Below are 15,721 nucleotides of genomic sequence, written 5' to 3'. Positions count from 1 at the left end.
CGAAACAGCGCGCCGATGAAGGGGTTTCGATGACCGAATTGCCGGACACTTCCGTACGTTACTTCAATCGCGAGCTAAGCTGGCTGGCCTTCAACCGCCGGGTGATGGAAGAGGCGACCAACCCCGCCCATCCGCTGCTCGAGCGGCTGCGCTTCCTGTCGATCTCCGGCTCGAACTTCGACGAGTTCTTCATGGTCCGCGTCGCCGGCCTGATGGGGCAGCAGCTCCAGAAGGTGGAGACCCGCTCGGTCGATGGCCTCACCCCGGGCCAGCAGCTCGACGCCATCTCGGCCGAGGCCGAGGCGCTGGCCGACAACCAGCAGGCGGTGTGGACCAGCATCCGCGCCGATCTGCTCGAGACCGATATCCATGTCCTCGACGCCAATGCGATCGAAGGCGAGACCGAGGCCTGGCTGGAAACCCATTTCCGCGACCAGATCTTCCCGATCCTGACGCCCCAGGCGCTCGATCCCGCGCACCCGTTCCCGTTCATCCCCAACCAGGGATCGAGCGTGATCTTCGATCTCGTCCGCAAGTCGGATCGCGAGCCGGTGCGCGAGCTGGTCCTGCTGCCCACCGCGATCAAGCGCTTCGTCCGGCTTCCCGGCAACCCGGCGCGCTATGTCGCGGTCGAGGCGGTGCTCAAGCATTTCTCGCACCTGCTCTTCCCGGGCTATGAATCGCGTGGGGCGGCTGCATTCCGCGTGCTGCGCGACAGCGACATCGAGATCGAGGAAGAGGCCGAGGACCTGGTCCTGACCTTCCGCTCGGCGATCAAGCGCCGCCGGCGCGGCCGGGTGATCCGTCTCGAGATGGAGGAGAGCATCTCGCCCGAGCTGGAAGCGGTGCTCAAGGAGGAGCTGGGCGGCAGCGAAGCGCTGCTCACCGAGACCGGCGGTTTCCTCGGCATCGGCGACCTGGCGATGCTGGTCGACGAGGACCGGCCCGACCTGAAGTTCACCCCCTATACGCCGCGCTTCCCCGAGCGGATCCGCGAATATGGCGGCGATTGCTTCGCGGCGATCAAGGCCAAGGACATCGTCGTCCACCACCCTTATGAGAGCTTCGACGTCGTCATCTCGTTCCTGCAGCAAGCGGCATCCGATCCGGACGTGGTGGCGATCAAGCAGACGCTCTACCGAGCAGGCAAGCAGCCCGCCGTGATCAACGCGCTGATCGCCGCGGCCGAGGCCGGCAAGTCGGTCACCGCGGTGGTCGAATTGAAAGCCCGCTTCGACGAGGAGCAGAATCTCTATTGGGCGACTGCGCTGGAGCGGGCGGGCGTCCAGGTCGTCTATGGCTTCATCGACTGGAAGACCCATGCCAAGGTCTCGATGGTCGTACGGCGCGAGGGCAATGGCTATCGCACCTATTGCCACTTCGGCACCGGCAACTACCACCCGATCACCGCCCGTATCTACACCGACATCAGCTTCTTCACCGCCGATCCGCGGGTGGGCCGCGATGCCGCGCAGATCTTCAACTATGTCACCGGCTATGTGGAGCCGCACGGGCTGGAACTGATCGGCATCTCCCCGCGCGACCTGCGCAACCGTCTGGTCGGGCTGATCGATGACGAGATCGCCCATGCCCGCGCCGGCCGCCCGGGCCAGCTCTGGGCCAAGATGAACTCGCTGGTCGACCCCGCCGTGATCGAGAAGCTCTACGAGGCGAGCAATGCCGGAGTGGAGATCGAGCTGGTGATCCGCGGCATCTGCTGCCTGCGCCCCGGCGTTCCCGGCATGTCCGAGAACATCAAGGTCAAGTCGATCGTCGGCCGCTTCCTCGAGCACAGCCGCATCTGGGCGTTCGGCAACGGCAAGGCGCTGCCCAATGACGGCGCCAAGGTCTACATCTCCTCGGCCGACTGGATGCAGCGCAACTTCGATCGCCGGGTGGAATTCATGCTCCCGATCCTCAACAAGACGGTGCACGACCAGGTGCTCGATCAGGTGATGGTGGCGAACCTGCTGGACAATGAGCAGAGCTGGGTGCTCGGCAGCGACGGGCACTATACCCGCATCACCCCCGGCGAGGATGCGAACTTCAACCTGCACCGCTATTTCATGACCAACCCGTCGCTTTCGGGCCGCGGCGCCGCGCTCGACGCACGCAAGCCGGTCCCCAAGCTCCAGCTGAAGCGCAAGGCGAGGACCAGGGCCAAGGCATGACGACATTGCCGTTCCGCAAGGCGCGCACGAAGCCATCCGTTGTCGAGGATCGTACCGCGATCATCGATATCGGCTCCAACTCGGTGCGCCTCGTGGTCTATCAGGGCTCCGCGCGCCTGCCGGCGACGCTGTTCAACGAGAAGGTGATGGCCGGCCTCGGCCGCGGCCTGGCCGAGACCGGGGCGATCGAGCCCGCCAGCATGGCCGCCGCCCGCGGCGCGCTGTCGCGCTTCTCGGCGCTCGCCCGCGAGATGCAGGTCGGTGAGCTGCGAACCGTCGCCACCGCCGCCGTCCGCGATGCTTCCAACGGACGCGAGCTGATCGAAACGGCGCGCAACCTCGGGCTCGAGGTCGAGACATTGTCGGGCGAGGAAGAGGCGATGGCCGCCGGCCTCGGCGTGCTTTCGGGCATTCCCGAGGCGGACGGCATCGTCGGCGATCTCGGCGGCGGCTCGCTCGAGCTCGTCCGCGTCGTTGCCGGCACGGTCACCGATCGCGTGTCCTTCCCGCTCGGCGTCCTGCGCCTCGGCGCGATCCGCGCGGAGGGCAAGGCCGCGCTGGAGCGCAAGGTCGCACGGCTGCTCGGCGATGCCGGGTGGAAGGGGCGGGGGAAGGGGCTGCCCTTCTATCTCGTCGGCGGTTCCTGGCGCAGCCTTGCCCGGCTCGACATGCACCTGAAGCATTATCCGCTGCCGATCGCCCACCAGTACCCGATGGCCGTCGCGCGGATCGGCGAGCTGGCCAGCTCGATCGCCGCCATGCCCAAGGCGGACCTCAAGGCGATCCCCAATCTCTCCAGCGCCCGCGCCGGCTCGCTGGAGGACGCCGCTCTGCTCCTGTCCCAGGTGCTCAAGCAGCTCGGCAGCAAGGGCACGATCGTCTCGGCCTATGGCCTGCGCGAGGGGCTGCTCTACCAGCGCCTCTCGCCCGAGCTGCGCCAGCAGGACCCGCTGATCGCCGCTACCCGCGACGAAGGCGAGCGGCTCGGCCGCTTCCCCGAGCATGGCGACCTGCTCGACCAGTGGATCGCTCCGCTCTTCGCCGGTGAGCCGCCCGAGATGGCCCGGCTGCGCCACGCCGCCTGCCAGCTCGTCGATGTCGGCTGGCACGCCAATCCCGAATTCCGTGCCGAACGCGGCCTCGACGCGGCGCTGCACGGCAATTGGGTGGCGATCGACTCGATGGGCCGCGCCGCACTCGGCCAGGCGCTCTACACCGCCCTCGGCGGCGGGCTCGACACGCCGGCGCCGCTCCCCCAGCTCGCCGATGACGATACGCTCTGGCGCGCCAAGCTCTGGGGGCTCGCCATCCGCCTCGGCCAGCGCCTGTCGGGCGGCGTCGCTGCGCCGATCAAGCGCTCGGAGCTGCACATGGACGAAGAGACGCTGGCGCTATGCCTCGATCCCGAGGATGAGGCCCTCTACGGCGAAGCGGTCGAGAAACGCCACAAGGCGTTGGCCGCGGCGTTCGGCAAGGAGCCGATCCTCGAAGTCTAGTAACATGGCGTTCATGTCGCCCCCGCAATGAATCAGCGCTGTGTAAGGCGTAGGGAGGGACGACTTGATGAGGATCGACAGACGCGCGCTGCTGCAGGGTGGCGCGGCCATTGGGATGACCGCACTGGCACCGCTGCCCGGCTGGGCAAAGGGCCATCCGGACGACGCGAAGATCGACGCCTTCGTTAAGGACAATGGCTTTGCCGGCACGATCCTTCGCGCCAAGGCCGGCAAGCAAGTCTATGTCCGCAATTTCGGGCTGGCGAACATCGCCACCAAGGCGCCGGTGACCACCGACACGGTCTACGGTATCGCCTCGATCTCGAAATTCCTCACCACGGTGACCATCCTCAAGCTGGCCGAGGCAGGTAAGGTCGCGCTCGACGCGCCCATCGCGACCTTGCTTCCCGGCTATCGCGCCGATACCGGCGCCAAGGTTCAGCTCGCGCATCTTCTGTCCAACACCAGCGGCATACCCAATGGATTCATGCCCGAGCTCAAGACCGAGCCCGACCTGGTCACCCGCGACATCGGCACTGCGGAATCGGTCCGCCGCTTCTGCTCGGGCGACCTGATCTTCGAGCCGGGCAGCAAGTTCGACTATCTGCTGACGAACTGGTTCATCGTCGTCGCGATCGTCGAGACGGCGACCGGCAAACCCTTCCAGCAGGCGATGCGCGAGATCACGCTCGATCCGCTCGGCCTTGCCCATACCACCGCCGCGCTCGGCACCGAGAACCAGCCCGGCTCGGCCCTGTCCTATCGCACCGTCGATCCGGTGGTCGAATGGCCCAATCCGCGGACGCCGGTGATGGCGGCCTCGGGCGGCTATTTCAGCAACGCGGCCGACCTGCTGCGCGCCGGTCATGCAGTGTTCGACAAGGGGTTCGTCTCGCCCGCCTCGCTCAGGGCGCTGCGCACGGTGCGCGTCGCCGAGCAGGACTATTCGCTCGGCGGCCGGGTGCGGACGATGACGATCGCCGGCAAGCCGGTCGAGGCGGCGTGGGAAACCGGCCGTACCGCCGGCTATCGCAGCCTGCTCGCGCACCGCTACGACACGCAGGAAAGCATCGTCCTGCTCAACAATACCGGCATCTCGCAAAAGGCGATCGACCTGTTCGCCGACGACCTGTTCGGCGCCGCGCCCAGGGTCTGAGCGCCTCTAGACGCAGCGCAGCCCGCTGATCCGCCCGCGCTGGTTGACGTCCACCGTCAGCCGGTCGCGGCGGAAATCCATCGTCACGGCCTCGCCCGGACGCACCACGCGCACGCTCGAGGCGCCGCTGCGTGCCCGCAGCCGTGGCTGGAGCTGCGGCGACATCGGCGCGCCGATAAAGCGCTGTACCGCACCGGCATTGCAGATGCGCGGCCCCGGCATCGGCGTGGGCCTGCCGTCGTTCATGCAGCCGGCAACCAGCAGGGCAGTCGCGATCGTTCCGATGGCGCGCATGTCTCTCTCCTCGGTCGCCCCCCGGCGGCGCGGCTTATAACCCGGATGCGTAACGAAGGGGAGGGCACGAGGTGCTTAACCCGGTGCTTACCCGCGGGGCACGGTTCGATGCGAAACCTCGGCCCTGATGATAGCCGTCCCCGGCGAAGGCCGGGGAGCAGGTAAGAAGGACGCCGCTTACCCGCAGCGGGCCGAGCCGATCTTGCCGTCGGTGCCGAGATGCAGGTTCAGCCGGTCGGGGCGGAAATCCATCGTCATCATCGATTCCGGCGTCAGCCAGCGCACCGTCTTCGCGCCCGACAGCTTGAGCGCCTCGGCCTCGACTTCGGGACTACGCGTCTTGCCGACCAGGTCGCCCAGCTTCGACGCATTGCACTCCACGCCCGGGATCGCCTCGGGCGGCGTCTTCGGGGTGCAGGCACCGGTCATCACCAGGGCAACAGCGGCAGGCAGGACGAGGCGAATCATGCGGTGGGTTCCTCGGTACGGGTCATCTTGAGCTTACCATTCTTGACGGTGAACCCCAGCTGACCCTCGACCAGGTTGAGCGCGTCGCGGCCGAACTGCTCGTAGCGCCAGCCCTCCAGGATCGCGAGCCCGTCGCGCACCCCCGCGGCCAGCGACTCGAGATCGTCCGAGCGGGCGAGCAGGCGCGGCGCCACGTTGATCTCCTTGGCGCGGATCTTGAGCAGCAGCTTGAGCAGGTCCGCGACCAGCGCGCCGTCCTTGCCGAGCGAGGGCTTGCGATCGTCGCGCGGCGGCATCTCGGCCGTGGACATCGGCTCGGAACCGTCGAGCGCCGCCATCAGCCGCCCGCCGATATCGTTGCCCGCCCAGGCGGCGGAGAGCCCGCGCACCTTGCCAAGGTCGCTCTGCTTGCGCGGCGGGTTGCCGGCGAGGTCGGCCAGCGTCTCGTCCTTGACGATGCGGCCGCGCGGCAGGTCCTTGCCCTGCGCCTCGAGCTCGCGCCAGCGGGCGAGCGCCTTCAGGCGGCCGAGCACTTCCGGCTTGCGGCTGGAAACGCGCACGCGCTGCCAGGCCTCGTCCGGGTCGTTATGATAGTTCTCGGGATCGGCGAGCCGCTCCATCTCCTGGTCGAGCCAGGCACCGCGACCGGTTTTCTTCAGCTTCTCCAGCATCTTGGGGAAGATCTTGGAGAGGTGGGTCACGTCGGCGATGGCGTAGTCGATCTGGCGCTTGTCGAGAGGGCGGCGGCTCCAGTCGGTGAAGCGGGCACCCTTGTCGATGGTGAAGCCCAGATAGGTGTCGACCAGGTTCGAATAGCCGATCTGCTCGCCAAGCCCGAGCGCCATCGCGGCGACCTGGGTATCGAACAGCGGGTGCGGGGTCTTGCCCGTCAGGTTGTAGACGATCTCGATGTCCTGGCCGCCGGCATGGAAGACCTTCAGCACCTCCTCATTGTCGACCATCAGGTCGAGCAGGGGGGTGAGATCGATTCCCGGTGCCATCGGATCGATCGCCGCGGCTTCTTCGTCGTCGGCGATCTGGATCAGGCAGAGTTCGGGCCAATAGCTGTTTTCGCGCATGAACTCGGTGTCCACGCAGACGTAAGGCTTGTTGGCGAGGCGGGCGCAGAGGTTGGCGAGAGTCGCGCTGTCTTCAATCAGACCATGGATATGCATCCTAGGCCCATAGACCGGTCTTCGGGTTGACAAAAGTGGGGTCTGCAAGGAATGCGCGCCCACGCTAATTTATTCGTCATCCCTGCGCAGGCGGGGATCCAGAGCCCCAGGCAGCACGGCTCGTGACCCTGGACCCCCGCCTTCGCGGGGGTGACGAGCAAGGGAAAGACCGGAAATGCACGCCTATCGCACGCACACCTGCGCCCAGCTCCGCGCCGAACATGTCGGCCAGGAAGTCCGCCTTTCGGGCTGGGTCCACCGCAAGCGCGACCATGGCGACCTGGTCTTCATCGACCTGCGCGACCATTATGGCATCACCCAGATCGTCACCGAAGTCGACGGTCCGGCCTTCCAGGTGATCGAGTCGCTGCGCAGCGAATCGGTCGTGACGATGACCGGCAAGGTCGTCGCCCGCTCGGCCGAGGCGGTGAACCCGAACCTGCCGACCGGTGAAGTCGAGATCCGCGTCACCGACGCGAAGATCCAGAGCCAGGCGCAGGAACTGCCGCTGCCGGTGTTCGGCGATGCCGAGTACCCCGAGGAAATCCGGCTGCGGAACCGCTTCCTCGATCTGCGCCGCGAGAAGGTCCACAAGAACATCATGCTGCGCTCGAGCGTCATCGCGTCGCTGCGCCGCCGGATGATCGACCAGGGCTTCACCGAGTTCCAGACGCCGATCCTCACCGCGTCGAGCCCCGAGGGCGCCCGCGACTATCTCGTGCCCAGCCGCGTCCACCCGGGCAAGTTCTACGCGCTCCCCCAGGCGCCGCAGATGTTCAAGCAGCTGCTGATGGTCGCCGGCTTCGACAAGTATTTCCAGATCGCGCCCTGCTTCCGCGACGAGGACGCCCGCGCCGATCGCTCGCCTGGCGAGTTCTACCAGCTCGATTTCGAGATGAGCTACGTCACCCAGGACGACGTGTTCGCCGCGATCGAGCCGGTGCTGCACGGCGTGTTCGAGGAATTCGCCGACTGGGAAGGCATGGGCCGCAGCGTCTCGGCGCTTCCGTTCAAGCGCATCCCGTACCGCGAATCGATGCTGAAGTACGGCAACGACAAGCCCGACCTGCGCAACCCGCTGCTGATCACCGACGTGAGCGAGTTCTTCAAGGGCTCGGGCTTCGGCCGCTTCGCCTCGATCGTCGAGGGCGGCGATGTCGTCCGCGCCATCCCGGCGCCGAACACGCATGAGAAGAGCCGCAAGTTCTTCGACGACATGAACAGCTGGGCCCAGTCGGAAGGCTTCCCGGGCCTCGGCTATGCCACCCAGAAGGACGGCGTGTTCGGCGGCCCGATCGCCAACAACCACGGCCAGGAAGGCATGAAGGCGATTGCCGACGCGATGGGCCTCGGTCCGAACGACGGCATCTTCTTCGCCGCCGGCAAGGAAGCCCAGGCCACCAAGCTCGCCGGCCTTGCGCGCACCCGCGCCGCCGAGCAGCTCGAGCTGATCGACAAGAAGCGCTTCGAATTCTGCTGGATCGTCGACTTCCCGATGTTCGAGTATGACGAGGACGCCAAGAAGGTCGATTTCAGCCACAACCCCTTCTCGATGCCGCAGGGCGAGCTGGAAGCGCTGGAGACCAAGGACCCGCTCGACATCCTGGCGTACCAGTATGACATCGTCTGCAACGGCATCGAGCTGTCCTCGGGCGCGATCCGGAACCACCGTCCAGAGATCATGTACAAGGCGTTCGAGATCGCCGGCTACACCCAGGCGGACGTCGACACCAACTTCGCCGGCATGATCAACGCGTTCAAGTTCGGCGCCCCGCCGCACGGCGGCTCGGCCCCGGGCGTGGACCGCATCGTCATGCTGCTCGCCGACGAGCCGAACATCCGCGAAGTCATCGTCTTCCCGATGACGCAGAAGGCCGAGGACCTGATGATGCAGGCCCCGTCCTATGTCAGCGAGAAGCAGCTCAAGGAGCTCAACATCCGCCTGGCGCCGCAGGTCGCGGCGGACCTCGCCAAGAAGGGCACCGACGGCATCGTCGATCCCTCGGCGGGCTGAGTTTCGCGGTCGCGTGACCGCCCTCTCTGTTCCCCGGCGAAAGCCGGGGAACAGAATTACAAGGGGCCTCTCGCCCGCTTGAAGTTATAAAACTTCAACCTACAGACATAAAACTACAACCAAGATCAGCAATCCGGCCGACAGAGTCGGGACGCAGGAGTAGCAATGTCTGAAGACAACACCGCGCGGGCGCGTGCCCGGGCGGAGGCGACCATTGGGCTCGCCGACCTGTTCACGATCGGTATCGGCCCGTCGAGCTCGCACACCGTCGGCCCGATGCGCGCCGCCGCGGCCTTTGCGGAAGCGGCGCTCGATCGCGGAACGCCGACCGCCGTCTCCTGCGAACTCTATGGCTCGCTCGCCCTTACCGGGCGCGGCCACGCGACCGATATCGCGACGATCCTCGGCCTTGCCGGCTACCAGCCCGAGAGCGTCGATCCCGACGCGGTGAACACGATCGTCGACACGATCCGCGCCGAGCAGCAGCTGGCGCTGGGCGGCCACGTCGTGGTGCCATTCGTCGAGGGCCGCCACCTGATCTTCCGCGACGACAAGTTCCTGCCGGCCCACCCGAACGGCATGCGCTTCGTGGCGCACTATCCCGAGGGCGAGCCTTGGGAGACCTTCTACTATTCGATCGGCGGCGGTGCGATCGTCGAGGGTGGCTGCGAGGCGCCGCAGACCAACGTCAAGTTGCCCTTCGCCTTCACCTCGGGCGCCGAGCTGCTCGCCGTGGCGGCCGCGCAGGACGCCAGCATCGCCGATATCGTCCGCGCCAACGAAGCCGCCTGGCGCGATGACGCCGAGACCGACGCGTTCCTCGACAGCCTGCGCGCCGCGATGTCGGCCTGTATCGATCGCGGCATGCGCGGGGAGGGGGAGCTGCCCGGCGGCCTCAAGGTCAAGCGCCGCGCCCGCGATCTTCACCAGCGGCTGATGGCGCGCGGACCGCGCAGCGATCCGTCGCTTGTGTTCGACTGGGTCAGCCTCTGGGCGCTCGCCGTGAACGAGGAGAACGCCGCCGGCGGCCGCGTCGTCACGGCGCCCACCAATGGCGCGGCGGGGGTGATCCCGGCGGTGTTGCGCTACTACGAGACCTTCTGCGCCAACCCCACGCCCGCGGGTTCGCGAACCTTCCTGCTGACCACCGCGGCGATCGGTTTCCTCTACAAGAAGCGCGCCTCGATCTCGGCAGCCGAGATGGGCTGCCAGGGCGAAGTCGGCGTCGCCTGCTCGATGGCCGCCGCCGGCCTGGCCGCGGCGCTCGGCGCAACCAACGCCCAGATCGAGAACGCCGCCGAGATCGGCATGGAGCATAATCTCGGCCTCACCTGCGATCCGATCGGCGGCCTCGTCCAGATCCCCTGTATCGAGCGCAACACGATGGGCGCGATCAAGGCGATCAACGCCGCCTATCTCGCCATGCATGGCGACGGCAGCCATGTCGTCAGCCTCGACGCGGTGATCGAGACGATGCGCCAGACCGGCGAGGACATGCGCTCCAAGTACAAGGAGACGGCCCAGGGCGGCCTGGCGGTGAACGTCGTCGCCTGCTGAGGCCGCTCAGTTCGGCCGGGGCGAGACGCGCAGCACGCGCCCGGTGCCGGTATCCTCGAGCACCCAGATCGCCCCGTCCGAGCCTTCGCGGACATCGCGGATGCGCGCGTGGAGCGGCAACCGGGCGACTTCGGCCGCGCTCGTCCCGTTGAACTTGACGAACACCAGCCCCTGCGACTGCAGGCCGCCCATGATCGCATAGCCGGCCCATTGCCGGAACATCTTGCCCGAATAGATGATCATGCCCGCCGGCGCGATCACCGGGTCCCAATAGGTCACCGGCGCCACATAGCCGTCGCCGGTCGCCGGCTTGGGGATCAGCCCGCCGTCATAGTTGTTGCCCCAGGAGACTTTCGGCCAGCCATAATTGCCGCCGGGAACGATCAGGTTGAGCTCGTCGCCGCCCTTGGGACCCATTTCGTGCTGCCACTGGCGCCCGGCGGCATCGAACGCGATGCCATAGGGATTGCGATGCCCGAGCGTCCAGATCTCCGGCATCGCACCGGGCGTCTTCACAAAGGGATTGTCCGGCGGGATCGTGCCGTCGGCGAACAGCCGGATCGTCTTGCCCAGCGTATTGGACAGGTCCTGCGCCGGATCGAAGGTCGCGCGCTCGCCGGTGGTGATGAACAGATATTTGCCGTCCGGCGAGAAGGCGAGCTTGCCGCCGAACTGGCCGGCAGTGGTCGTCTTGGTCTGCCTCCAGATGGTCTTGAAATTCTCGAAGCGCGGCTCGCCATCGGTCGGCAACACCAGCTCCGCCGTCGCCACGGCGAGCCCTTCCGCTCCGTTGGTGCCCGGCTCGTCGAAGCTGATGACCACCTTGTGCGACGTGGCGTAATCGGCGCTCAGTATGATGTCGAACGCGCGGAAACCCTTGGGCAGGCCGGCAAGCGGCGCGGAATAGGACCCGTTCTGGGCAACCAGCCGGATCCCGTCAAAGGCCTGGGTCACCAGGAGGCGCCCGTCGGGAATGAAGTTGATCGCCCAAGGATATTCGAAGGCAGCGATCGGCGCGATGTCGACGGTCACGCCGTCGCTGGTGGTCGCGGTTTCCTTGGGCACCGGCGTGGGCGTGGGGGTGGGAGTCGGCGTCGGGCTGACCGTCGGCGCCGGGGTCGGGCCGGCAACGCCGCCGCTGGGTCCGGAGCCGGTGCCGCCACCGCCGCTGCAGGCGGCAAGCGCCATCACGCACGCGCAAGGGCCTGCGCCCAGACGCCACATCGAACCGATTTTCATGAAATCCCCCAAGAACGCTGAAACCCGGAGCGCAGCTCCGCAGCGGAAAAAGCATATAATTCAGCTATTATTCAAGGGAAGTTGCGACGATTTTCATTCGTCACGCGCCCAATTTCATCCGAAATGGTGTGGTTGACGCATGATAGGGCGCATGTCCGGGCACCACTGGCCGCCGCCGGGCCGCTGCGGTATCCGAAATGGCCGGCACATCCGGCGGGAGACATGCATGCGTATCGCGGTGTTCAACACCAAGTCCTATGACCGCCGCTTCCTGACCGAAGCGAACGCGGCATTCGGCCATGACCTGCATTTCCTCGAGCCCCGCCTCGAGCCCGCCACCGCATCGCTCGCCGCCGGGCACCAGGCGGTGTGCGTCTTCGTCAACGATGTCGTCGATGCCGAGGTGCTGGAAGTGCTGGCCGGGCAGGGGACGCGGCTGGTCGCGCTACGCTGTGCCGGGTTCAACAATGTCGATCTCGCCGCCGCGCATCGGCTCGGGATCGCCGTGGTCCGCGTGCCCGCCTATTCCCCCCATGCCGTTGCCGAGTTCACCATCGGGCTCCTGCTTGCGGTAGATCGCCATATCCCGCGCGCCTGGGCGCGGGTGCGCGACAATAATTTCGCGCTCGACGGCCTGATCGGCCGCAATCTCCACGGGCGCACCGTCGGCGTGATCGGCACCGGCAAGATCGGCGCGCTGGTCGCCCGCGGCCTCAGGCTCGGCTTTGGCTGCGAGGTGCTGGCCGCCGACCTCTATCCCGACCCCGAGCTGGAGCGCATCGGCGTCCGCTACCTTCCCCGCGACGAACTGCTGCGCACCGCCGAGATCGTCACCCTCCATTGCCCGCTCACCCCGGACACCCGCCACCTGATCGATACCGCGACGATCGACGCCGCCCGTGACGGCCTGATGATCGTCAACACCAGCCGCGGCGCACTGATCGATACCGCCGCGCTGATCGAGGGGCTCAAGTCCCGCAAGATCGGCGCCGTTGCGCTCGACGTCTATGAACAGGAAGCCGATCTGTTCTTCGAGGATCTGTCGAACGAGATCATCTCCGACGACCTTTTCCAGCGCCTGCTGACCTTCCCCAACGTGCTGGTTACCGGCCACCAGGCCTTCCTCACCGAGGAAGCGCTGGCCGCCATCGCCGAGACGACGCTGCGCAGCGCCGCCGATGCCGAAGCGGGCAAGATGCTCCAGAACCGCGTCGATGCCGATCGGATCGCTGCTTCGAAGTGAGCAGGTCGACTTTCATCGCATAGCCATTCCCGGCAGGTTCCCGGCGCGGCTAGCCCGATTTCGGGCAGTCTTGCTCGTGTCGGGAGGGTTGGATGCGTTACCTGGCTGGTGTGGCCGCCATGGCCCTGTTCGCAGCGGCGCCCGCAAGCGCCGATGCCGTCGATGACTATGTCCGCACCCAGATGGAAGCCGGGCACATCCCCGGGATCGCCGTCGCCGTGGTCCGCAAGGGCAAGGTCGAGACGGTGCGCAGCTACGGGCTCGCCAATCTCGAATGGAACGCACCCGTGGGGCCGGACACGCGCTTCCAGACCGCGTCCGCCACCAAGATCTTCACCGGCATCGCGCTGATGCGGCTGGTCGAGGCCGGCAAGCTCCGCCTCGACGACACGCTCGATCGCTTCTTCCCCGATGCCCCCGCCAGCTGGCGCGAGATCACGATCCTCAACCTCGCCAGCCACAGCTCCGGCCTGTCCGAGAAGCTGCCCGAGCATAAGGACAACGTCGCGGACACGCTCGCAGCCGCGATGCAGGCGCCGCTGGCCTATGCGCCGGGCGCCGAGAGCCGCTATGGCTTCACCGATTTCGTCGTGCTGCGCGCGGTGATGGAGAAGGTGGCGGGCAAGGACATCGCCGCGATCTTTCGCGACGAGATCTGCGTTCCGCTCGGCCTGAAGGACACCGGCTTCAACTTCGAGCGCCAGGGTGGACCGTTCCGCTCGTCGCTGCCGCTCCCGCACCGCGCCGCCATCCATGCCTGGCGCGACGGCGAGCAGCGGATGAGCAGCTTCGTCTATGGCGAGACCGGCTATGCCGCCGGTGGCCTGCACAGCTCGGCGCGCGATTTCGCCGCCCTGTTCGCCGCGCTCGATCGCGGGGAGCTGCTCAAGCCCGAAAGCCAGCAGCTGCTCGAGACGCCCCCCTTGCTCAAGACCGGCAAGCCCGCCGGCTTCGGCGTGGGCTGGACCGCCGGCACCTATCATGGCGTCAAGGTCGTCGGGCACAGCGGCGGCCCCGCGCTCGCCGACATCCTCCATGCCGATGCCGAAGGGCTGACGGTGATCGTCCTCACCAACCAGCAGCGTTACTATCCGCTGCTCGCGCGTGGCATCGCCGATTTCTACCTGCCCAGGCCGGCCGCGCCCAGGGCGATGCCGGATACGAAGCCCGAACTCACCGCGCTGATGCGCGAAGCGATGGCCGAAGCGGCGGCGGGCAAGCTCGATCGCAAGCGCTATGCCGAAAGCGCACTCAAGGGGCCGGTGCCGTTCCTCGAGGATTACGGCCAGCCGCTGCTCGCCGCGCTCGGCCCGGTCCAGCGCGTCACCCTGGTCGCGGATACGCCCGGCAAGGACGAGCATGTCCGCCTCTATGCGATCGCCTTCAGGAACCAGTCGATGACCTGGCGCTTCGGCATCGATGCCGCCGGCAGGATAACCGACCTCCACCCGCCTTCGGACGACTGACCGGGAGCTTTGCCATGACTCGCCATCCCCCCATTCTCGCCTTTGCCGCCTCGCTGCTGCTCGTTCAGGGCGCGGCCGTCGCGCAGGATGTGCCCCAGCCGCCGGCGCCCGCCGGGCCGCCCGCCGAGGATCCGGTCTGCACCAAGCTGCGCGCCGAAGTCGCTCAGGCCGAGCGCGACATGCAGGCCGAGAGCATCGGCATGACCAGGATGGCGGAGGACATGCGCAAGAAGATGCAGGCGCGATCCAAGGCTGCGCGTACCGGTGGGCTGCTCTCCAGCCTGGCGGGTCTTATCCCCGGCGTCGGCACGGCGGTGTCGATGGGTGGCTCGCTGATGTCCAGCGCGGCGACCGCCGGCATGGGCAGCAACGGCATGCCGAAGGAGATGGATCAGGCGATGGACCGCCAGTTCGCGCTCAGCGAGCGGATGCTCACCGCGTCGCAGGCGCTGCACAATCGCTGCGGCGACAGCGGCTCCGGTCCGGACGCGCCGATGTCGCTCGAGGAACTCAAGGCCCTGCGCGCCGAGACCGCGAAGGTCGCGGCCGAAAACCCCGACTGAGGCGGTTGGCGCAGCCTTATCCTGCCTCTATCGTTCCTCCATTGAATGGAGGAACGGCGTGACGATCGATCTGTCGGACTATGAGAAGGGCGAGAAGCTCCACGGCGACTATGAAAAGGCGCTGGCCAAGGTCCAGAAGCGGCTGAGCCACATCCACTACGCCCATATCGTCCACCGCCGCCGCGCGATCGTCGCGTTCGAAGGGTGGGATGCGGCAGGGAAGGGCGGCATCATCCAGCGCCTCACCGCCGAATGGGACCCGCGCTACTACGAAGTCTGGCCGATTTCCGCGCCCACCCAGGAGGAGCTAGCCCATCATTTCCTCTGGCGCTTCTGGCGCCGGCTGCCCGCCCAGCACAATATCGCGATCTTCGACCGTACCTGGTACGGCCGCGTCCTGGTCGAGCGGGTCGAGGGCTTTGCCGGCAAGGCCGAGTGGGAACGCGGCTATGCCGAGATCAACGATTTCGAGGCCCAGCAGGTCACGGCCGGCACCACCCTCGTGAAGGTCTTCGTCCACGTCACCCAGAAGACCCAGGACAAGCGGCTCAAGGACCGGCTCGAACATCCCTGGAAGCGCTGGAAGACCGGGCTCGACGATTATCGCAACCGGGCGAAGCGCCCCGACTATCTCGAGGCGATGCACGAGATGTTCAAGCGCACCAACACCGAGCATGCGCCCTGGATCGTGATCGACGGGAACGACAAGAAGTCCGCCCGCATCACCGCGCTCACCGCGATCGCCGATGCGCTGGAAAAGCATGTGCCGATGACCCCGCCCGAGCTCGATCCCGAGGTGGAGAAGGTCGCAAAGAAGGCGCTCGGCCTTTGATCCGGTCGCGGCAAAGTTGAGTTTCGTCGCAAGGAAATCGCGTTCCG

13 protein-coding genes are annotated in these 15,721 nt (G+C 66.9%); 9 read left to right on the top strand and 4 right to left on the bottom strand.

Features of this window, described 5'->3' with window-relative positions:
- Positions 1-29: 29 nt before the first annotated feature.
- From AAHM44_RS09160 to AAHM44_RS09150, 3 genes are all read left to right on the top strand, one after another.
- Positions 30-2,171, top strand: a complete 2,142-nt coding sequence (locus AAHM44_RS09160) for an RNA degradosome polyphosphate kinase (RefSeq protein WP_269575387.1) — start codon at positions 30-32, stop codon at positions 2,169-2,171.
- A complete protein-coding gene (locus AAHM44_RS09155) occupies positions 2,168-3,667 on the top strand; it encodes a Ppx/GppA family phosphatase (RefSeq protein ID WP_342249773.1) in 1,500 nt (499 codons plus the stop codon). The genes AAHM44_RS09160 and AAHM44_RS09155 overlap by 4 nt, the downstream gene beginning before the upstream one ends.
- A gap of 67 nt (positions 3,668-3,734) precedes the next feature.
- Entirely contained in the window at positions 3,735-4,823 is a 1,089-nt protein-coding gene (locus AAHM44_RS09150; RefSeq protein WP_342249772.1) for a serine hydrolase domain-containing protein, read from the top strand.
- Between the two features lie 6 nt (positions 4,824-4,829).
- Here the strand turns inward: AAHM44_RS09150 and AAHM44_RS09145 are convergent, their stop codons facing one another.
- The 3 genes from AAHM44_RS09145 to rnd form a co-directional block, all read right to left on the bottom strand.
- Positions 4,830-5,117: an I78 family peptidase inhibitor gene (locus tag AAHM44_RS09145; RefSeq protein ID WP_184165989.1), complete on the bottom strand. Its 288-nt coding sequence runs from the start codon at positions 5,115-5,117 to the stop codon at positions 4,830-4,832.
- Between the two features lie 177 nt (positions 5,118-5,294).
- Complete coding sequence (locus AAHM44_RS09140; protein ID WP_269575391.1) at positions 5,295-5,585, bottom strand: I78 family peptidase inhibitor; 291 nt, start codon at positions 5,583-5,585, stop codon at positions 5,295-5,297.
- Positions 5,582-6,760, bottom strand: a complete 1,179-nt coding sequence (gene rnd, locus AAHM44_RS09135) for a ribonuclease D (RefSeq protein ID WP_269575392.1) — start codon at positions 6,758-6,760, stop codon at positions 5,582-5,584. The genes AAHM44_RS09140 and rnd overlap by 4 nt, the downstream gene beginning before the upstream one ends.
- Before the next feature lie 175 nt (positions 6,761-6,935).
- Between rnd and aspS the strand changes: the two genes are divergently transcribed.
- A complete protein-coding gene (gene aspS / locus AAHM44_RS09130; RefSeq protein WP_342249771.1) occupies positions 6,936-8,774 on the top strand; it encodes an aspartate--tRNA ligase in 1,839 nt (612 codons plus the stop codon).
- Between the two features lie 165 nt (positions 8,775-8,939).
- Complete coding sequence (locus tag AAHM44_RS09125; protein WP_269575394.1) at positions 8,940-10,331, top strand: L-serine ammonia-lyase; 1,392 nt, start codon at positions 8,940-8,942, stop codon at positions 10,329-10,331.
- 6 nt (positions 10,332-10,337) lie between these two features.
- Here AAHM44_RS09125 and AAHM44_RS09120 read toward each other — a convergent pair whose 3' ends face one another.
- Positions 10,338-11,519 (bottom strand): PQQ-dependent sugar dehydrogenase, encoded by a 1,182-nt coding sequence (locus tag AAHM44_RS09120; protein ID WP_184165977.1) that lies wholly within the window; start codon positions 11,517-11,519, stop codon positions 10,338-10,340.
- 277 nt (positions 11,520-11,796) lie between these two features.
- Between AAHM44_RS09120 and AAHM44_RS09115 the strand changes: the two genes are divergently transcribed.
- From AAHM44_RS09115 to AAHM44_RS09100, 4 genes are all read left to right on the top strand, one after another.
- Positions 11,797-12,813, top strand: a complete 1,017-nt coding sequence (locus AAHM44_RS09115; protein WP_269575396.1) for a 2-hydroxyacid dehydrogenase — start codon at positions 11,797-11,799, stop codon at positions 12,811-12,813.
- A 92-nt stretch (positions 12,814-12,905) separates the two neighbouring features.
- A complete protein-coding gene (locus AAHM44_RS09110; RefSeq protein WP_342249770.1) occupies positions 12,906-14,279 on the top strand; it encodes a serine hydrolase domain-containing protein in 1,374 nt (457 codons plus the stop codon).
- Between the two features lie 14 nt (positions 14,280-14,293).
- Positions 14,294-14,842, top strand: a complete 549-nt coding sequence (locus tag AAHM44_RS09105; protein ID WP_342249769.1) for a hypothetical protein — start codon at positions 14,294-14,296, stop codon at positions 14,840-14,842.
- Between the two features lie 58 nt (positions 14,843-14,900).
- Positions 14,901-15,674 carry a polyphosphate kinase 2 family protein gene (locus AAHM44_RS09100; protein WP_342249768.1) on the top strand — a complete coding sequence of 258 codons (774 nt, stop codon included), beginning with the start codon at positions 14,901-14,903 and terminating at the stop codon, positions 15,672-15,674.
- Positions 15,675-15,721 lie beyond the last annotated feature (47 nt).

The sequence above is a fragment of the Sphingomonas sp. OTU376 genome (assembly GCF_038440415.1).
Taxonomy (GTDB): domain Bacteria; phylum Pseudomonadota; class Alphaproteobacteria; order Sphingomonadales; family Sphingomonadaceae; genus Sphingomonas; species Sphingomonas kyeonggiensis_A.
This window is presented reverse-complemented; position numbering and strand designations above follow the sequence as displayed.

What these genes read in the sequence shown, in the direction of transcription:
- AAHM44_RS09145 (WP_184165989.1), bottom strand. Translation starts at nt 5,117, where the DNA reads ATGCGCGCCATCGGAACGATCGCGACTGCCCTGCTGGTTGCCGGCTGC.
- aspS (WP_342249771.1), top strand. Translation starts at nt 6,936, where the DNA reads ATGCACGCCTATCGCACGCACACCTGCGCCCAGCTCCGCGCCGAACAT.
- AAHM44_RS09105 (WP_342249769.1), top strand. Translation starts at nt 14,294, where the DNA reads ATGACTCGCCATCCCCCCATTCTCGCCTTTGCCGCCTCGCTGCTGCTC.
- AAHM44_RS09160 (WP_269575387.1), top strand. Translation starts at nt 30, where the DNA reads ATGACCGAATTGCCGGACACTTCCGTACGTTACTTCAATCGCGAGCTA.
- AAHM44_RS09155 (WP_342249773.1), top strand. Translation starts at nt 2,168, where the DNA reads ATGACGACATTGCCGTTCCGCAAGGCGCGCACGAAGCCATCCGTTGTC.
- AAHM44_RS09120 (WP_184165977.1), bottom strand. Translation starts at nt 11,519, where the DNA reads ATGGCGCTTGCCGCCTGCAGCGGCGGTGGCGGCACCGGCTCCGGACCC.
- rnd (WP_269575392.1), bottom strand. Translation starts at nt 6,760, where the DNA reads ATGCATATCCATGGTCTGATTGAAGACAGCGCGACTCTCGCCAACCTC.
- AAHM44_RS09115 (WP_269575396.1), top strand. Translation starts at nt 11,797, where the DNA reads ATGCGTATCGCGGTGTTCAACACCAAGTCCTATGACCGCCGCTTCCTG.
- AAHM44_RS09140 (WP_269575391.1), bottom strand. Translation starts at nt 5,585, where the DNA reads ATGATTCGCCTCGTCCTGCCTGCCGCTGTTGCCCTGGTGATGACCGGT.
- AAHM44_RS09125 (WP_269575394.1), top strand. Translation starts at nt 8,940, where the DNA reads ATGTCTGAAGACAACACCGCGCGGGCGCGTGCCCGGGCGGAGGCGACC.
- AAHM44_RS09110 (WP_342249770.1), top strand. Translation starts at nt 12,906, where the DNA reads ATGCGTTACCTGGCTGGTGTGGCCGCCATGGCCCTGTTCGCAGCGGCG.
- AAHM44_RS09150 (WP_342249772.1), top strand. Translation starts at nt 3,735, where the DNA reads ATGAGGATCGACAGACGCGCGCTGCTGCAGGGTGGCGCGGCCATTGGG.